We start from the raw sequence: 14,916 nt of genomic DNA, 5'->3' as shown, positions 1-14,916 counted from the left end.
CGTGTTGTTCGGCGCGATGCGCTGGCCTAAGACACCCGCATGACCATTCGCCCCATCGTCCGCTATCCCGATTCGCGGCTTGCGCTGCCGGCCGAGCCGGTCGCCGTGTTCGGCGACACGCTGCGCGAGCTGGCGGGCGACCTGCTCGATACCATGCGCGCGGCACCGGGCATCGGCATCACCGCGCCGCATATCGGCGTGTCGCTGCGCGTCGTGGTGCTCGAGCTCGACGCCAGCGAGGGTACGCAGACCTATGTCAATCCGGAGATCATCTGGGCCGCGTCCGAGATGATCCTGCACAAGGAAGGCAGCGTCTCGATGCCCGGCGTCACCGACGAGGTCGAGCGCCATGCGCGGGTCCGGGTCCGCTACCAGGATCTCGACGGCAACATGCAGACCGAGGAATCCGATGGCCTGCGCGCGGTGTGCCATCAGCACGAGATCGATCAGCTCGACGGCGTGTTCTGGATCAAGCGGCTCTCGCGGCTGAAGCGGGAGCGGCTGATCAAGCGGTTCGAGAAGATCTCGCGCGGCTAGCTCGACTTCACCCTCCCGCCATCAGATCCCTGGCCAGCGCCATGTACGCCGGCAGCGTCACGGGGTCGTTGGCAGCGTTGCCCGCCATCGGGTGCGAGGCGTAGCGCGCGATCACCATCTCGGCCTTGGGATCGATGTAGATGCCCTGGCCGTGCACGCCGCGCGCCATGTAGGCGCCGTGCTCGTTGTGCGTCACCCACCACTGATTGCGGTACGACGCGCCCGGCAACGTGGTGTAGCCGGCCGGCTTGAATTTCTCGGGATCGCCGCCGCGCGCGATGTCCTCGACAACCGACGACGGCACGATCTGCCGCCCGTTGAAGCGGCCGTGATTGCGGATGGTCTCGCCGAAGCGCGCGAGATCGCGCAGCGTGGTCGACAATCCGCCGCCACCGCTTTCGGTGCCGATGCGATCGACGTGATAATGCGCATCCTCCTCCGCGCCCATTGGCGCCCAGATCCGCTCGGACAGCAAATCGGACAACGTCATGCCGCTGGCGCGCCTGACGATGAAGGCCAACACATCGGTGTTGACGGTCTTGTAGGCGAAGGCCTTGCCGTGCTCGCCCTGCTTCTGCTGCGCGCAGAGGAAATCGAAAATGTTGGTCGCGCCTTCGTAACCCGCGGGGATCGGCGCCATGCCGTTGGCGCGCCGCAACCCCCACACGTCGGAATTCTTGTCGGTATAGACCTCAGTGTATTTCAGCCCCGTGGTCATATCCATCACCTCATGCACGCGCGCATCGCCGAATGCGCTTGCCTTCAGCTCCGGCACGTAGTCGATGACCGGCGCCTGCGGATCGATCTTGCCTTCGGCGACCAGCATGCCGGCGAGCGTGCCGGTGAACGACTTCGTCACCGACATCGCGATATGCGGCTTGTGCGGCTTCAGTGCCCCGAAATAGCGCTCGTAGATCAGTTTGCCCCGATGCAGCACCGCGATGCCATCTGCGTAGCTGTCCTCGAGCATCCGCGCGAAGGTCTGCGGGCGGCCGTCGATCGTCACCGACGCGGAGGCACCGATGTCGTGATCCTCCCGCGGCAGCACCGACGCCGGCCCTGTCCCGCGCCAGACATTTACCGTCGGCACCAGTTGGCGGATGTTGCTCCAGGCCCAGCGCAGCTCGGGAAAGCTGCGGAACGAGCCGTCGTGGAACGTGATCCTCTGGTCCTGCGACGGCGGAAAGCCCTGCATCCAGCCGAGCTCTTTCGGATCGCTCTCGGCGGCGGTGGGATTTTGTTGCGCGTTGGCGGCGGCTGCGACGGACATCAATTCTGGCTCCAGAGCTGCGGAGCGAGTTTGGTATCACGCGACGGCAACGGACACATCCCGCGTTTGCGCCGGGGTGACCGTCGCCGCAGGCGCATGCCGCCGCGCGAATTGCCGTGCGTCGCACATACCAGTTCGATCTGACACCTGACTGTCGCGCCCGGGCCAAATCATTCCGGCGTGCGGATTACGCGGCAGCCGCCTGTTCGATCGTGGCGATGTCGATCTTCTTCATCGTCATCATCGCCTCCATCGCGCGCCGTCCGGCGGCGCGATCGGCGCCGTTGACGAGCTCGAGCAACCGCCTCGGCGTGATCTGCCAGGTGAAGCCCCAGCGATCCCGGCACCAGCCGCAGGGCAATTCCTTGCCGCCATTGCCGAGGACGGCATTCCAGTAGCGATCAGTCTCGTCCTGGCTATCCGTGAGCACCATGAAACTGACCGCCTCGTTCGGCGTGAAGTTGGAGCCGCCGTTCAGCCCGACGAAGCGGCGACCGAGCACAGTGAACTCGACCGTCAGCTCCTCGCCCTGCCCGATGCCCGGTATTGGCGATTGCTGGCCTGCGCCGACATGGCTGTCGGGAAACGTCGCAGCGTAGAATTCCGCCGCTGCCCGCGCCTGGCCCTGATCGAACCAAAGGCATGTGACGAGATCGGTCATTTGAGTCTCCTGGTTTATACGCAAAGGACGGTTGGCGAAGACGCCAGCCGACACCGCGGCAACAGACTGATGGAAATTATTTACGGAACCCAGTTTGTGACAACACCGCCTCCACACGCCCCACCGCCGTCCCGGCGAAGGTCGCAGGGACGCTCGCGGCCCAAATAATCCAACATCGGCTGTCGGAGTGCGCGCCGCTCGTTCGTCCTCGGGACGCAAGCCCACGGAGAGAGACGATGCCCCCCACCATCACCGCCTTTGATCGCTCACCCGACGGCGGTAAGGGGCTGGCGCGCGATACCCGCGTCCGTTGGGCGCTGGAGGAAGTGGGCCGGCCCTACGAGGTTCGCCTCGTTTCGTTCCAGGCGATGAAAGAGCCGGCGCATCTGGCGCTGCATCCGTTCGGCCAGATCCCGACCTATGAGGAAGGCGATCTCGCGCTGTTCGAGACCGGATCGATCGTGCTCCATATCGCCGAGCGTCACGCGGGCCTGCTGCCTGACGACGCCAATGCCCGCGCCCGCGCCATCAGCTGGATGTTCGCCGCGGTCAACACGGTCGAACCGCCGATCCTCGAACTCGTGACCGCCAGGATTCTGGAGAGCGACAAGCCATGGACCAAGGAACGCCTGCCCCTGGTCATGGATCGCGTCCGCGACCGGCTGAAGCAACTCGCCGCCTGCCTCGGCGATGCCGACTGGCTCGACGGCGCGTTCAGCGCAGGCGACCTGATGATGGTGTCGGTGCTGCTCAGGCTGAGGGCATCGGGCGTCCTCGACGAATATCCGAGCCTAGCAGCCTACGTCGCCCGCGGCGAAGCGCGGCCCGCTTACAAGCGGGCGTTCGAGGCGCAGCGAGCGGTCAACACGCGCTAGCCGGCAAGCGCCGACGACGACCGGCCGCGCGTCAGTCGCGCGATATGGACAGCCCCGCGAGAAGCGGAGCGTAGGCGGCGAGCCTGCGGGATACGAACTCCGTGAAGAACCGCACGCGCTTCGTCTTGCGTGTCTCGCCCTGGGTGAGAAGCCAGAGCGTTCCGTACATGTGAAGGTCGGTGCCCGGCACCCTCGCCAGAAGCGGGTCGGCATCTCCAATGAAACACGGCAGTGTCGTCATCCCGAGCCCTTGCCGGACTGCAACGATCTGCGCCTCGGCATCCGTGATCCTGAACGGAACCCCCGTGGCGCGAACCTCGCCCTCGTGGGCCCAGTCCGGGATTCCGTGAATGCTGATGACGATCCACCTGATGGGATCAGGCGCGCCAGCCCGCCACGCGGCCAGTCGATCGCGCGACATGTAGATGCCTCCGAACAGCTCCGGACCCTTCTGGCCGTGAAGATTGAGCGGCAGGGTCTTGCGGTCGTAGACGACGCGGATCGCGACGTCGGCCTCCCGGTTGGTCAGATTTGCCAACTCGCCGGACGACAGGATGTCCATCTCGATGTCCGGATGCAGGCGCGCGAACTCGGCGAAGCCCGGCATCAGCAGGTGCGTCACGAGCGGCGGCGCCAGCGTCACCCGCAGACGCCCGCGCACGCTCTGGTCGCGCCCGAAGACGCGCGTCTCCAGCTGGTGCGACGACGCTTCCATCTGGTCTGCGAATTCGAGGACCTCCTCTCCCGCGGTCGTCAGGCGGTAGCCCGACGGCAGCTTTTCGAACATCTGCGCACCGAGGCGTTCCTCGAGTTGGGCGATGCGTCGGAGCACGGTTGAGTGATTGACCCCGAGGCGCTCGGCGGCAGCCCGCACCGAGCCTCCGCGCGCAACGGCAAGGAAGTAGCGAACGTCGTCCCAGTCGATCATGGTGCAATCCGGCACCGCGCGGTGCCCCTTCCAAAGCTCGTATCCAACCGTCAGCATCTCGTATGTGGGGGGACACTGGCGGTCATCAAAGCCTATGCCGGCAAGCGCGCGGCCCAATTCCCCGAACAGGGGCACGGCTCCTCGCAGCCTGCGTCAGCCGTCCAGCCGGATCGATTTCGCACCACCGATGTGCGCGCTTCCGCACTCAACGCCCGACGCGGACGGCCCTATCTCGGGCTCTCGGGGATCGCCCCGGACCAGTCAAAGGTGGGGTCTGAAAGGAGAAGTCATGGGAAAGCTTGAAGGTAAGGTTGCAGTGATCACGGGTGGATCGAGCGGCATGGCGCTGGCGAGCGCCAAGCGGTTCGTCGAGGAAGGCGCCTATGTCTTCATCACGGGCCGGAGGCAGGCGGCGCTCGACGAGGCCGTCAGACTGATCGGCCGGAACGTGACCGGCGTGCGCGGCGACGCAGCCAATCTCGACGACCTCGACCGCCTGTTCGACACGGTCAGTCGGGAAAAGGGCAGGATCGACGTGCTGTACGCGAGCGCCGGCATCGGCGAAGCCGTTCCGCTGGGACAGATTACCGAGCAGCATTTCGATGCGGCCTTCGGCCTGAATACGCGCGGCACGCTGTTTACGGTGCAGAAGGCGCTGCCGCTGTTTGGCGATGGCGGATCGATCTTCATGACCGGGTCGGTTGCTTCGGTGAAAGGCTTTCCCGGTTACGGCGTGTATGCGGCGAGCAAGGCGGCGTTGCGCTCGTTCGCACGCACCTGGCTCAACGAACTGAAGGGCAGAAATATCCGGGTCAACGTGCTGAGCCCGGGGCCGATCGCCACACCGATGCAGGACCAGGTCCTCACCGAGGAAGCGAAGCGGATGTTCGAGTCGCTGATCCCGCGCGGGAAGATGGGTCGTCCTGAGGAAATCGCGGCGGCCGCGCTGTTCCTTGCTTCCGATGATTCCAGCTTCGTGAATGGGGTGGAGCTGTCGGTCGACGGCGGCTTCTCGGCCATCTGAAGGCGGGCAATCAATATCAACATGGATCGGAGAAGCACCATGAGTTACGCAATTATCGGCTTCGGCAAGGTCGGTCAGGCGCTCGCCAAGGCGTTCGCCCGCAAGAGCATCGAGGTGGCCGTCGCGAGCCGCCGGCCGCCCGAGGATTTGGCGCCTCAGGCCCGGGCGATCGGAGCCACGGTCGTCGCCAAATCGCTGCGGGATGCACTCGCGGCCGACACGGTCATCCTGGCGGTCCCGTTCGGGGAGCATCGCGAGGTCGCGAAGGCGCTGCCGAGCTGGCAAGGCAAGACGGTGATCGACGCGATGAATGCGCAGCTTCCGCCTGAGGAGCTTGACGGTCTTCCGTCCTCCGCCTTCGCCGCGAAGGCGTTCACCGGCGCCACGTATGTCAAAGGCTTCAATCACCTGGTTGCGGCCAAATTGGCTGCCGATCCCGTCGTCGAGGGCGGCCACCGGGTGGTCTTCCTGTCTGGTGACGACGATGACGCGATCGCTCCGGTCGAGGTCCTGGCCAAACAACTCGGGTTTGCACCGGTCAAGCTCGGAAGGCTCAACGAGGGTGGCGCGCTGGTGCACGCACGCGGACGGGTCTGGGGTCCGCTGATCTTCCAGGATCTGTTCAAGAAGGAGCAATGATCTGCGATCGTGTAATTGACCTCGGGTGCGAGTGGCCCGCATGATGACAGCGAGATGCCGGCCACCGCACACGCGGACAGGAAATCGCTTCGCTCATTGCGGACCACGCTTGCTCAATCAAGACGCCATGATGGGCTCGGACATCGTGATCCGGTTCTTGACGCTCGGACGCTCCAGCATCCCTGCATACCATGCCGAAAGCGCCTCGCATTCTGCCGGCACCGGCACCTTCACGAGTCCCGCGAAGATCAAGCCGCCGATCAGGGTGATATCCGCCATCGTGAACGCGTCCCCGGCGACGAACGGCTGGCGCTTCAGGATGCCGTCGAAGTAGTGCATCCCCCTGAGGGCCTTGTCGCGCTGACGGAATCCCCATTCGGGGTTCTGATAGATCTCGACATGCGGCCCAAGACCCGGCGTGGCGTGGTGGAAATAGACACTGATGGCGTCGAGCAATTCCAGTTCGGCGCGCTTGCTCATCATGTGGATCACGCCCTTTTCCCGCGGCATCCTGCCGGTCAGCGTCGGCGCGCCATCGAGCGCGTCGAGGTACTCGGTGATGGCGGTGCACTCGCCGATGTAGGTGCCGTCGTCGAGTTCGAGCACCGGCAGCGTGCCGGAGTAGTTCTTGGCCAGGAATTCGGGCTTCTTGTGCTCGCCCTTGTAGAGATCGACCAGCACGAACTGCACCTGCGGCCGCAGGTTCTTTTCGGCCAAAGCGATGCGAACGCGGGCCGGATATGGACCGGTCGGAAAATCGTAAATCTTCATCATGAGTCCTCTTTTGTCTACCTGTCACTTGGTAGGCCCGATATGGGGACTTTTAATCTGGCTGGTCAAGCCCTACCTGTCACTTGGTAGATAACGAAGCAGTGAGGCGAAGGACGTGAGCTCAAGCGCGCGGGAGGCCATCTTGGCGGCAGCAAAGCGGACCGCGCAGGCCCGCGGCTATGGCGGCCTGAATTTCCGCGATCTCGCCGACGACGTCGGAATCAAGGCCGCCAGCATCTACCACCATTTTCCGAGCAAGGCCGATCTCGGCACAGCCGTCGCGCGGCGCTACTGGGAGGACACCGCCGCCCAGCTCGAGGCGATGCTGGCGGAAACCGCCGATCCGCTCCGCTGCCTGCGCCGTTATCCCGAAATGTTTCGCAAAGCGCTCGAGAACGACAATCGCATGTGCCTCTGCAGCTTCATGTCCGCGGAGTTCGACGACCTGCCCGACGAAGTGAAGCAGGAGGTGCAGACCTTTGCCGACGTCAACGTGGCGTGGCTGAGCAAGCTGTTGGTGGCCGCGGGCCTGGCCAACTCGAGAAAGAGCCAGCAGCGGGCCCGCGCCATCTTCGCCGCCGTCGCCGGCGCGCAGCTCATCGCCAGAAGCCGCTCCGATATTTCGCTCTACGACACGACGATCGACAATTATCGCGCCGCGGGTCTGCTGCCGAAGTAGGTCTTCCATGGCTCAATCCCGCTGACGTGGTGCATCACGCCTCCGGCCGATCCACCCTGCGCTTCAACCAGCGTAACGGCATGCAACGGCATTCTCGCGACTGAAACGTCCGAGCCTTACGTGTCGTTTTGCCCTCTCACTTGGAAGAGGGCGCAGGGAAGACCGGGTGCCGATCGCACCCGTGGGCCCCGAGCAATGGGTAGAAAGCTCGGGGGGTAGGACCACAGGTGTAACCGGGAGCAACCCGGCCTTCCCTGCGCGATGGTTGTGCGGCTTACTTCGTGCTCTCCCCGGCGAGACTGGGCTTTTTTGTCACCGTCTTCACAACGCGCATCGCGCAATGCGAAAAGACACCTACCACTAGGGCGTCAGGACCACACGACTTCGCCGTCCGCCTCACGCGCACTCGTCAGTCGCGCATTCAGCGTCCACCGCATCTCGACCCGCGTTCGTGACGATCGCGATCCGCCCCTCGTGTCGGGTGAGACGCGCATATTGAACAGCTGAGTTGGGTCAAACGCCAAGCGGAATATTTTCTTATTCGCAGATTGACAGGTTTTGCTGAGTTGCCCGTCGGGGTGAATTGTCGCAGGTGATGGAGCAGGAATTGATTTGCGTTGGGCCAAATCAACGGAGCTGCGCACATTTGCGAAACGACAACGAGGGCAGAATATCGTGGGTTGACGAAACAGCCCTGGATATCGCGGCGCTCGTCCGGGTTGCGCTTGCTCCTCGGAACACGGAGTATTACCAAGGGTTTCCAAGGGCGTTGGGAGATCATATGAGTTGGCTTGAACGGCGAGAAGGATGGCTCCAGCAGACCGAAGACGCCCGTGGCGATGGAGACATAGACTATGCTCGCGTCATCCATTCGGCATCCTTCCGACGATTGCAGGGGAAAACCCAGATATTGAATCTGGGTGATAGCGATTTTTACCGCACACGGCTGACGCATTCGCTTGAGGTTGCGCAGATCGCCGGAGGTATCGCCAAACAGCTCGCCAAGTCGTTTTCAGATCATCCAGCTACAGCCGAATTGCCCGATCGCAGCCTTATTCAAGCCGTCGGCTGCACCCACGATCTGGGCCATCCGCCATTTGGACATGGGGGCGAGATTGCCCTGAACTATTGCATGCGGGATTGCGACGGCAGGAAGCCAGGGGGATTCGAAGGAAATGGCCAGACACTTCGCATTCTCTCCCGACTTGAGAATTTCTCGAAAGATGCAGGCGCCAACCTTTCGCGACGCTCCCTTCTTGGAGTGCTTAAATATCCGGTTGCTTATTCCAATGCTTGTAATGCCGCTCTGATACCAAGCTTGGTGAACGGACCTACAACACTGAAAATAATCGACACTGAGTCATCCAAACCACCGAAGTGCTACATGGATTCTGAAGCAGATGTCGTCGCATGGATACTCAAGCCGCTCAGTCGCGAGGACCGGGACGCATTTCAGGAATTCGAATTGAAGAACGGCAAGCATAACAAGCCGAAACACAAATCCCTTGATTGCAGCATTATGGATGCCGCAGACGACATCGCTTATGGCGTCCACGACCTCGAAGATGCGATAGCATTGAAGCTAATTAATGAGACGCAATTCAGAGACATTGTTTCGGAGGAGCGCTCCAGCTCGTTCCTTGATGCTTTGAAAGCTAAGTATCCAAGGGAAAGTGCGAACGACGTCTACGGCAAAATGGCCGAAAGCCTGTTTGGAGGCAGCAGTTCACGCAAACACTTCGTGAGCCGTCTCGTACATCACTTCATAACGGCCATGGAGTACGTAGAACACGAGCAATTCGCTGAGCCGCTAATTAGATATAGAGCAAACATGAAGGAGCATCAGCGCAAGTTTCTTGACGCGCTCAAGGAGCTCATAACAACACACGTGATAAAGAGTCCCGGTGTCCAGCACCTCGAATTCAAGGGACAAGGCATGGTCGTTGCGGTATTCGAGGCCCTTCAGTCCGACCCTGCACGTCTTCTACCTAGCGATGCGCTCGCTCGCTTCGAAAAATCAGCAGGCGATTTAAGGACAATCTGCGATTTCGTGGCCGGAATGACAGATTCCTATCTCCTGAAAACCTATGAGCGACTGTTTGCGCCTCGGATGGGCTCTGTCTTCGACAAACTTTGAGGGGACGACGACAGCGGGCACGCCCGAGGCTGCCTCCGCGACGTTCAACGTTTGGAGCAGGCGCAGCGCGCGATCGCTCTTTGGGCAGAGCCAATCACATGCAGGTTGTGATCTTCAATCGAATAGCGGCATCGACGGATCGGGACTGATGAACGCCCGCCGTTTAGGTTTCGCCAATTCTCTTTCGGAGATCGACCTCAATGCTTCTGCGATCAATGCAACACGCTCTGCAAGGCGCTTTTGCGGCCAGAGATCCAAATCATTGAGTGTGAGGACACGTGACCTCCGCCCCATGCCCTTCTTGGGGGCGCTCAGATCGACATATTCCACATCCGAAACTTGTCCATAGAACTCCGTATCTAACAAGTAGTTCTTGTGGATCGTCGCGACCATACTCAGTTGGTCGTCGTTGAGCGCTCCATCCTTTCGTGGTTGGAGGAAATACAGCTTTACGATGCGATCTTCGACGAAAAAGAATGGAATACGAAATGCAGACTGAAGATCTCCGCCGAAGTTGAAGCGGCGTGGCGACAAATCGAAAACTTGAGTTGACCGTCCGAACGCGATCGGAGCAGCCAACGAAACGACATCGATATTAGCCTTTCGCCCGATCTTGTTCTTTTGCGAATGGCAAGAATCGATTAGGGGTCTAAACTCGTGAAGACCTTTATACGCAGACTTTGTCGCTTTGGTTGCCGGCCTGTAGTTGAACGGAGCGGCGGTGCTTTCGTAGTAACTTACTAGCCAGTCGATAATTGATTTCAGATTGTCGCCTTCGATCCGGGCCAATTCAGGCACGGGGGGCGTCGGTACTTTGATCATACGGTCCATCCACGGTCGGCTGCACCCCTATGCACAGCACGGCTCGTTCTGAACCAGCTGCGAATCGAATCGTTCGATATTAGCATTCCGGGAACCGCTTTCCGAGAAGCCTCGCTCCAAACCTCCTCCCATGGAGACCCTTCTTCGTGGGTCAAGTCGGACAGCTTGAAGGGATGGTATTGCGAGTAGAAGTCGAAAATATTCTCGAGAAATTGCACCGTTGAAGGATCGACGTCGTCATAGGATGCGACCTCGAAAGTCGCTGTTTCAACGTTAATTACCTTGGCGCGTCCGACGATAGGTTTAGAGCCAACTCCTTTAAATTGCTCGTAAACGACCCGATTAACAGGACCGTGCTTCCAAGCTTCGAAGGGTTGACCGACGAGAGGCTCGTCCGTTTTCGCTAGATGCCATGCGTGAGCAAAATACAGGATCTTGAGCAGCGACATGATCGTTACAGGGCAGCCTACAGCCGCTCCCCGATCCAAAAATAGATTCGCTACTGATCTCGCATCATAAGGCATGACAGAACAAATAGTGAACAAAACGGAGGATGTCTACTCCCACTCAATCGTCCCCGGCGGCTTGGACGTCACGTCGTACACCACCCGGTTCACACCCTTCACCTCGTTGATGATACGCGTCGCGGTCTCGGCCAGGAATTTCATGTCGAACTGGTAGAAGTCGGCGGTCATGCCGTCGGTCGAGGTGACGGCGCGCAGGCCCACGACGTATTCGTAGGTGCGGCCGTCGCCCATCACGCCGACGGTCTTGACCGGCAACAGCACCGCGAAGGCCTGCCAGATCGCGTCATAGAGGCCGTGCTTGCGGATCTGGTCGATATAGACCGCATCCGCGTTGCGCAGGATGTCGAGCTTTTCCTTGGTGATGTCGCCGGGGCAGCGGATGGCGAGGCCGGGCCCGGGAACGGGTGGCGGCCGACGAACACTTCGGGCAGGCCGAGCTCGCGGCCGAGCACGCGCACCTCGTCCTTGAACAGCTCGCGCAAGGGCTCGACGAGCTTCATGTTCATGCGGGCCGGCAGGCCGCCGACATTGTGGTGCGACTTGATGGTGACGGAAGGTCCGCCGGTGAAGGAGACACTCTCGATCACGTCGGGGTAGAGCGTGCCCTGCGCCAGGAACGCCGCACCGCCGATCTTCTTCGCTTCCGCCTCGAACACGTCGATGAACAAGCGCCCGATGGTCTTGCGCTTCACCTCGGGATCGGTGACGCCTTCGAGCTCGCCCAAAAACTCCTTCGATGCGTCCACGTGAACCAGCGGGATGTTGTAGTGGTTGCGGAACAGGTCGACGACGGTCTTGGCCTCGTCGAGCCGCAGCAGGCCGTGATCGACGAACACGCAGGTGAGCTGGTCGCCGATCGCCTCGTGGATCAACACCGCCGCCACGGCGGAATCGACGCCGCCGGACAGGCCGCAGATCACCTTGCCCTTCCCCACCTGGGCGCGGATCTTCTCGATCGCCTCCTCGCGGAAGGCGCGCATGGTCCAGTCGCCGGTGAGGCCTGCGACCTTGCGCACGAAATTGCGCAGCAGTTTTGCACCGTCGGGCGTGTGCACCACTTCGGGGTGGAACATCAGGCCGTAATATTTCCGCTTCTCGTCCTGGATGATCGCGAACGGCGCATTCGGCGAGGTGCCGGCCACAAAGAAGCCGGGCGGCATCTTGGTGATGCGGTCGCCATGGCTCATCCACACCTGGTGCTTCTCGCCGTGGTTCCAGATGCCGTCGAACAGCTGGCTATCGGTCTTCACCTCGACATCGGCGCGGCCGAACTCGCGGTGGTGGCCGCCCTCGACCTCGCCGCCCAGCTGGGCCGCCAGGGTCATCTGGCCGTAGCAGATGCCGAGCACGGGAACGCCTGACTCGAAGATCAGCTGCGGCGCGCGCGGCGAGCCGGTCTCGTGCACCGATTCCGGGCCGCCGGAGAGGATCACGGCTTTGGGCTTCATCTCCTTGAAGGCGGCCTCCGCCTTCTGGAACGGCACGATCTCGGAATAGACGCCCATCTCGCGGACGCGGCGGGCGATCAGTTGCGTCACCTGGCTGCCGAAATCGACAATCAGAATCTTGTCATGCGCCGAGGCCACGGATGGCGTCGACGGTGCTTGAGCTGTGTGCTGGGCTGTCATGGCAAGCAGATACGCGACAGCGCCCGCCCCCGCAACCGCGGCCAGCGTTGCGCCCACATTCTTCTTTGGGCATGGACAAATCGATATAGGTCAGTATTATTGACCTAATTTGGCTAAAGCCAATCCATGGAGGAAACCAATGCCGGATTTTCACGAACCCTCGCGCCTCGCTGCCCTCGGCCGCGACTGGATCGCCGCCTGGAACGCGCGCGACCTCGAGCGCGTGCTCGCCATGTATGCGGAGGATACCGAGATGACCTCGGACCGGATCCCGGCGTTCGGCTTTGGCGCGTCCGGCACCGTGCGCGGCAAGGCGAACTTGCGGGCCTATTGGAGCGCGGCGCTGGCGAAACTGCCCGAGCTGCATTTCGAGCTGATCGATCTCTATGTCTCGCCCGACAGCGTCGTGGTGTTCTACCAGAATGAGCGCGGCAAGAAGATCTGCGAGTATCTGCGGCTGGATGCCGAGGGCAAGATCCGGCAGGGCTCGGCGAACCATCTGGTGGATTGAGATTGCTGTGGCACCCTACTCTTTCCCGTCACCCTTCAGGGTGACGGGCTTGGTTTACCCAGCTTGCTCAGTGTCATCACCCGCGCATGCGGGTGATCCAGTATTCCAGAGGCGCTCGTGGCTTGAGCCGATAGGCCGCGGCGTACTGGGTCGCCCGGTCGAGCCGGGCGACGACAACAATGGATGAGGACAAAGCTTCGCATCCTCTCAGGATGACGTCGGAGTTTGGGGATGCAGACGCAGATTGAACACAGCAACAGGACCACGCCGATGAAAATCCCGACCCTGCCCTTCACCGTCACCGACTGGAGCAATGTCGAACCTTCAGTGCATCCCGGCGAGACCGGGCAAGCGCTGTGGCGCACGCTCAACATCGGCGAGCTCAGGGTACGGATGGTCGAATACTCGCCCGGCTATCTCGCCGATCACTGGTGCGATCGCGGCCACGTTCTCTACGTCGTCACGGGCGAGCTCGACACCGAGCTGCGCGACGGCCGCAAATTCACGCTGAAGCCGGGTATGAGCTACCAGGTGTCCGATTTCGGCGACGCCGCGCACCGTTCGTCGACCGCGACGGGCGCGACGCTGTTTATTGTGGATTGAGGGAGCCGGTGCCCGCGGGCAGCAACCCTTCTCCCTCCCGTCACCCTGAGGAGGTCGCGAAGCGACCGTCTCGAAGGGCGACAGCCCGGCTCCATCCCCATCCTTCGAGGCTCGCAAGAGCTCGCACCTCAGGATGACGCCTGTTCATGGGGACAGGCTCACCTTCTCCGCGCCGCGACCTTCCGCACCTTGGTGTCCGACCACACCAGCGGCTTGCCGCTCTTCGACGGCAGCACGAGCTGGCCGACCGCCTGCCCGGCCTGGTCCAGCAGCACCGAATGCGCCTCGCCCCGCGCGTAAAGATGCGCTTCACCCCATTGCCGCAACGAGACCACGATCGGGAACAGGTCATGGCCGCGTTTGGTGAGCGCATATTCCTGATAGGCGCTGCCGTCCGAGGCAGCGACCTGCTCGAGCACGCCGAGCTCAACCAGCGTGCGCAGCCGGGTCGTCAGCATGCCCTTCGCGATGCCGAGATTCTTCTGGAAGTCGCCGAACCGGCGCAGGCCGTCGAATGCGTCGCGCACGATCAGGAGCGACCACCAGTCGCCGATCGCGTCCAGCGCGCGCGCCACCGGGCAGTCCGCCTTTGCAAATCCGGTCCGCTTCATCGCACGCCGCCTCTCTCGATCACGATTCCGAATTGGTCTTAAAATAGGACTAGACAGCACGCGATGCAACTGGTCTCATTATAAGACCAGATTGCGAATTGCAGCGGAGGCGAGATGACGAACCAGACCATGGCAGAGGCCCGGCCTGCCCAGCGGAACGACAAGACCAACCGGAATCCCGGCGACGCGACGGCAAGCGCGCTGTCACCCGCGGTCGTGCTGCTGTTCGCCGTCGCCTGCGGGCTCAGCGTCGCCAACATCTATTTTGCCCAGCCGCTGCTCGACACCATGGCGCGGGACCTGGCCATCACGCCCGCGGCGATCGGTGGCGTCGTGACGCTGACCCAGATCGGCTACGCCTTCGGGCTGATGCTGATCGTGCCGCTCGGCGACCTCTGGGACCGCCGCAGGCTGATCGTCGGCCAGACCGTTCTGTCGGCGATTGCGCTGACCATCGTCGGGACAGCGCCGAACGCCGTTGTGCTGCTCGCCGGCATGGTGCTGGTCGGGCTGCTTGCCGTCGTGATCCAGGTGCTGGTCGCCTACGCCGCGACGCTGGCGGCACCGGCCGACCGCGGCCGCACCATCGGCACCGTCACCAGCGGCGTTGTATCGGGCATTCTGCTCGCTCGCTTTGCCGCCGGCGCGCTGGCCGATCTCGCCGGCTGGCGCGTGGTGTATTTGACCTCGGCG

General features: G+C 62.1%; 16 protein-coding genes and 1 pseudogene. 9 read left to right on the top strand and 8 right to left on the bottom strand.

Annotated elements, in window-relative coordinates:
- Window positions 1–39: 39 nt before the first annotated feature.
- Complete coding sequence (locus H8A92_RS24785; RefSeq protein WP_229198189.1) at window positions 40–537, top strand: peptide deformylase; 498 nt, start codon at window positions 40–42, stop codon at window positions 535–537.
- A gap of 7 nt (window positions 538–544) precedes the next feature.
- Here the strand turns inward: H8A92_RS24785 and H8A92_RS24780 are convergent, their stop codons facing one another.
- Window positions 545–1,807, bottom strand: a complete 1,263-nt coding sequence (locus tag H8A92_RS24780; RefSeq protein WP_229198188.1) for a serine hydrolase domain-containing protein — start codon at window positions 1,805–1,807, stop codon at window positions 545–547.
- Between the two features lie 187 nt (window positions 1,808–1,994).
- Complete coding sequence (locus tag H8A92_RS24775; protein WP_229198187.1) at window positions 1,995–2,468, bottom strand: VOC family protein; 474 nt, start codon at window positions 2,466–2,468, stop codon at window positions 1,995–1,997.
- 236 nt (window positions 2,469–2,704) lie between these two features.
- Here H8A92_RS24775 and H8A92_RS24770 point away from each other — a divergent pair, with 236 nt between their 5' ends.
- Window positions 2,705–3,343, top strand: coding sequence for a glutathione S-transferase family protein (locus tag H8A92_RS24770; RefSeq protein ID WP_229198186.1), 639 nt, complete (start codon window positions 2,705–2,707; stop codon window positions 3,341–3,343).
- Between the two features lie 31 nt (window positions 3,344–3,374).
- Here the strand turns inward: H8A92_RS24770 and H8A92_RS24765 are convergent, their stop codons facing one another.
- Entirely contained in the window at window positions 3,375–4,271 is an 897-nt protein-coding gene (locus H8A92_RS24765; protein ID WP_229198185.1) for a LysR family transcriptional regulator, read from the bottom strand.
- Window positions 4,272–4,560: 289 nt separating this feature from the next.
- On the opposite strand from H8A92_RS24765, the gene H8A92_RS24760 reads away from it, so the two are divergent.
- Window positions 4,561–5,295 carry an SDR family NAD(P)-dependent oxidoreductase gene (locus H8A92_RS24760; RefSeq protein ID WP_229198211.1) on the top strand — a complete coding sequence of 245 codons (735 nt, stop codon included), beginning with the start codon at window positions 4,561–4,563 and terminating at the stop codon, window positions 5,293–5,295.
- A 39-nt stretch (window positions 5,296–5,334) separates the two neighbouring features.
- Window positions 5,335–5,934: an NADPH-dependent F420 reductase gene (locus H8A92_RS24755; RefSeq protein WP_229198184.1), complete on the top strand. Its 600-nt coding sequence runs from the start codon at window positions 5,335–5,337 to the stop codon at window positions 5,932–5,934.
- Window positions 5,935–6,051: 117 nt separating this feature from the next.
- On the opposite strand, the gene H8A92_RS24750 is transcribed toward H8A92_RS24755, so the two are convergent.
- A complete protein-coding gene (locus H8A92_RS24750) occupies window positions 6,052–6,705 on the bottom strand; it encodes a glutathione S-transferase (RefSeq protein WP_229198183.1) in 654 nt (217 codons plus the stop codon).
- A gap of 115 nt (window positions 6,706–6,820) precedes the next feature.
- On the opposite strand from H8A92_RS24750, the gene H8A92_RS24745 reads away from it, so the two are divergent.
- Window positions 6,821–7,384 carry a TetR/AcrR family transcriptional regulator gene (locus H8A92_RS24745; RefSeq protein WP_229198182.1) on the top strand — a complete coding sequence of 188 codons (564 nt, stop codon included), beginning with the start codon at window positions 6,821–6,823 and terminating at the stop codon, window positions 7,382–7,384.
- A 781-nt stretch (window positions 7,385–8,165) separates the two neighbouring features.
- Complete coding sequence (locus H8A92_RS24740; RefSeq protein ID WP_229198181.1) at window positions 8,166–9,521, top strand: anti-phage deoxyguanosine triphosphatase; 1,356 nt, start codon at window positions 8,166–8,168, stop codon at window positions 9,519–9,521.
- 114 nt (window positions 9,522–9,635) lie between these two features.
- Here the strand turns inward: H8A92_RS24740 and H8A92_RS24735 are convergent, their stop codons facing one another.
- From H8A92_RS24735 to guaA, 3 genes and pseudogenes are all read right to left on the bottom strand, one after another.
- The gene (locus H8A92_RS24735) at window positions 9,636–10,343 is read right to left on the bottom strand and encodes a hypothetical protein (protein WP_229198180.1); all 708 of its coding nucleotides are present in this window, start codon (window positions 10,341–10,343) and stop codon (window positions 9,636–9,638) included.
- A complete protein-coding gene (locus H8A92_RS24730) occupies window positions 10,340–10,792 on the bottom strand; it encodes a Panacea domain-containing protein (RefSeq protein ID WP_229198179.1) in 453 nt (150 codons plus the stop codon). The genes H8A92_RS24735 and H8A92_RS24730 overlap by 4 nt, the downstream gene beginning before the upstream one ends.
- A 108-nt stretch (window positions 10,793–10,900) precedes the next feature.
- Window positions 10,901–12,498, bottom strand: a pseudogene (gene guaA / locus H8A92_RS24725) (glutamine-hydrolyzing GMP synthase).
- A gap of 139 nt (window positions 12,499–12,637) precedes the next feature.
- On the opposite strand from guaA, the gene H8A92_RS24720 reads away from it, so the two are divergent.
- Together H8A92_RS24720 and H8A92_RS24715 are read left to right on the top strand one after the other, a co-directional pair.
- A complete protein-coding gene (locus H8A92_RS24720) occupies window positions 12,638–13,009 on the top strand; it encodes a nuclear transport factor 2 family protein (protein WP_229198178.1) in 372 nt (123 codons plus the stop codon).
- A 270-nt stretch (window positions 13,010–13,279) separates the two neighbouring features.
- Entirely contained in the window at window positions 13,280–13,612 is a 333-nt protein-coding gene (locus H8A92_RS24715; protein ID WP_074128278.1) for a DHCW motif cupin fold protein, read from the top strand.
- A 158-nt stretch (window positions 13,613–13,770) separates the two neighbouring features.
- On the opposite strand, the gene H8A92_RS24710 is transcribed toward H8A92_RS24715, so the two are convergent.
- Window positions 13,771–14,223 carry a winged helix-turn-helix transcriptional regulator gene (locus H8A92_RS24710; protein ID WP_229198177.1) on the bottom strand — a complete coding sequence of 151 codons (453 nt, stop codon included), beginning with the start codon at window positions 14,221–14,223 and terminating at the stop codon, window positions 13,771–13,773.
- A 114-nt stretch (window positions 14,224–14,337) separates the two neighbouring features.
- Between H8A92_RS24710 and H8A92_RS24705 the strand changes: the two genes are divergently transcribed.
- Window positions 14,338–14,916 (top strand): MFS transporter (locus H8A92_RS24705; protein ID WP_229198176.1); only part of this gene is annotated, 579 nt, incomplete at its 3' end.

Origin of the sequence: Bradyrhizobium acaciae (genome assembly GCF_020889785.1) — a bacterium.
Lineage (GTDB): Bacteria > Pseudomonadota > Alphaproteobacteria > Rhizobiales > Xanthobacteraceae > Bradyrhizobium > Bradyrhizobium acaciae.
The sequence above is the reverse complement of the archived record's forward strand: the minus strand, read 5'-3'. Positions and strand labels throughout refer to the sequence as shown.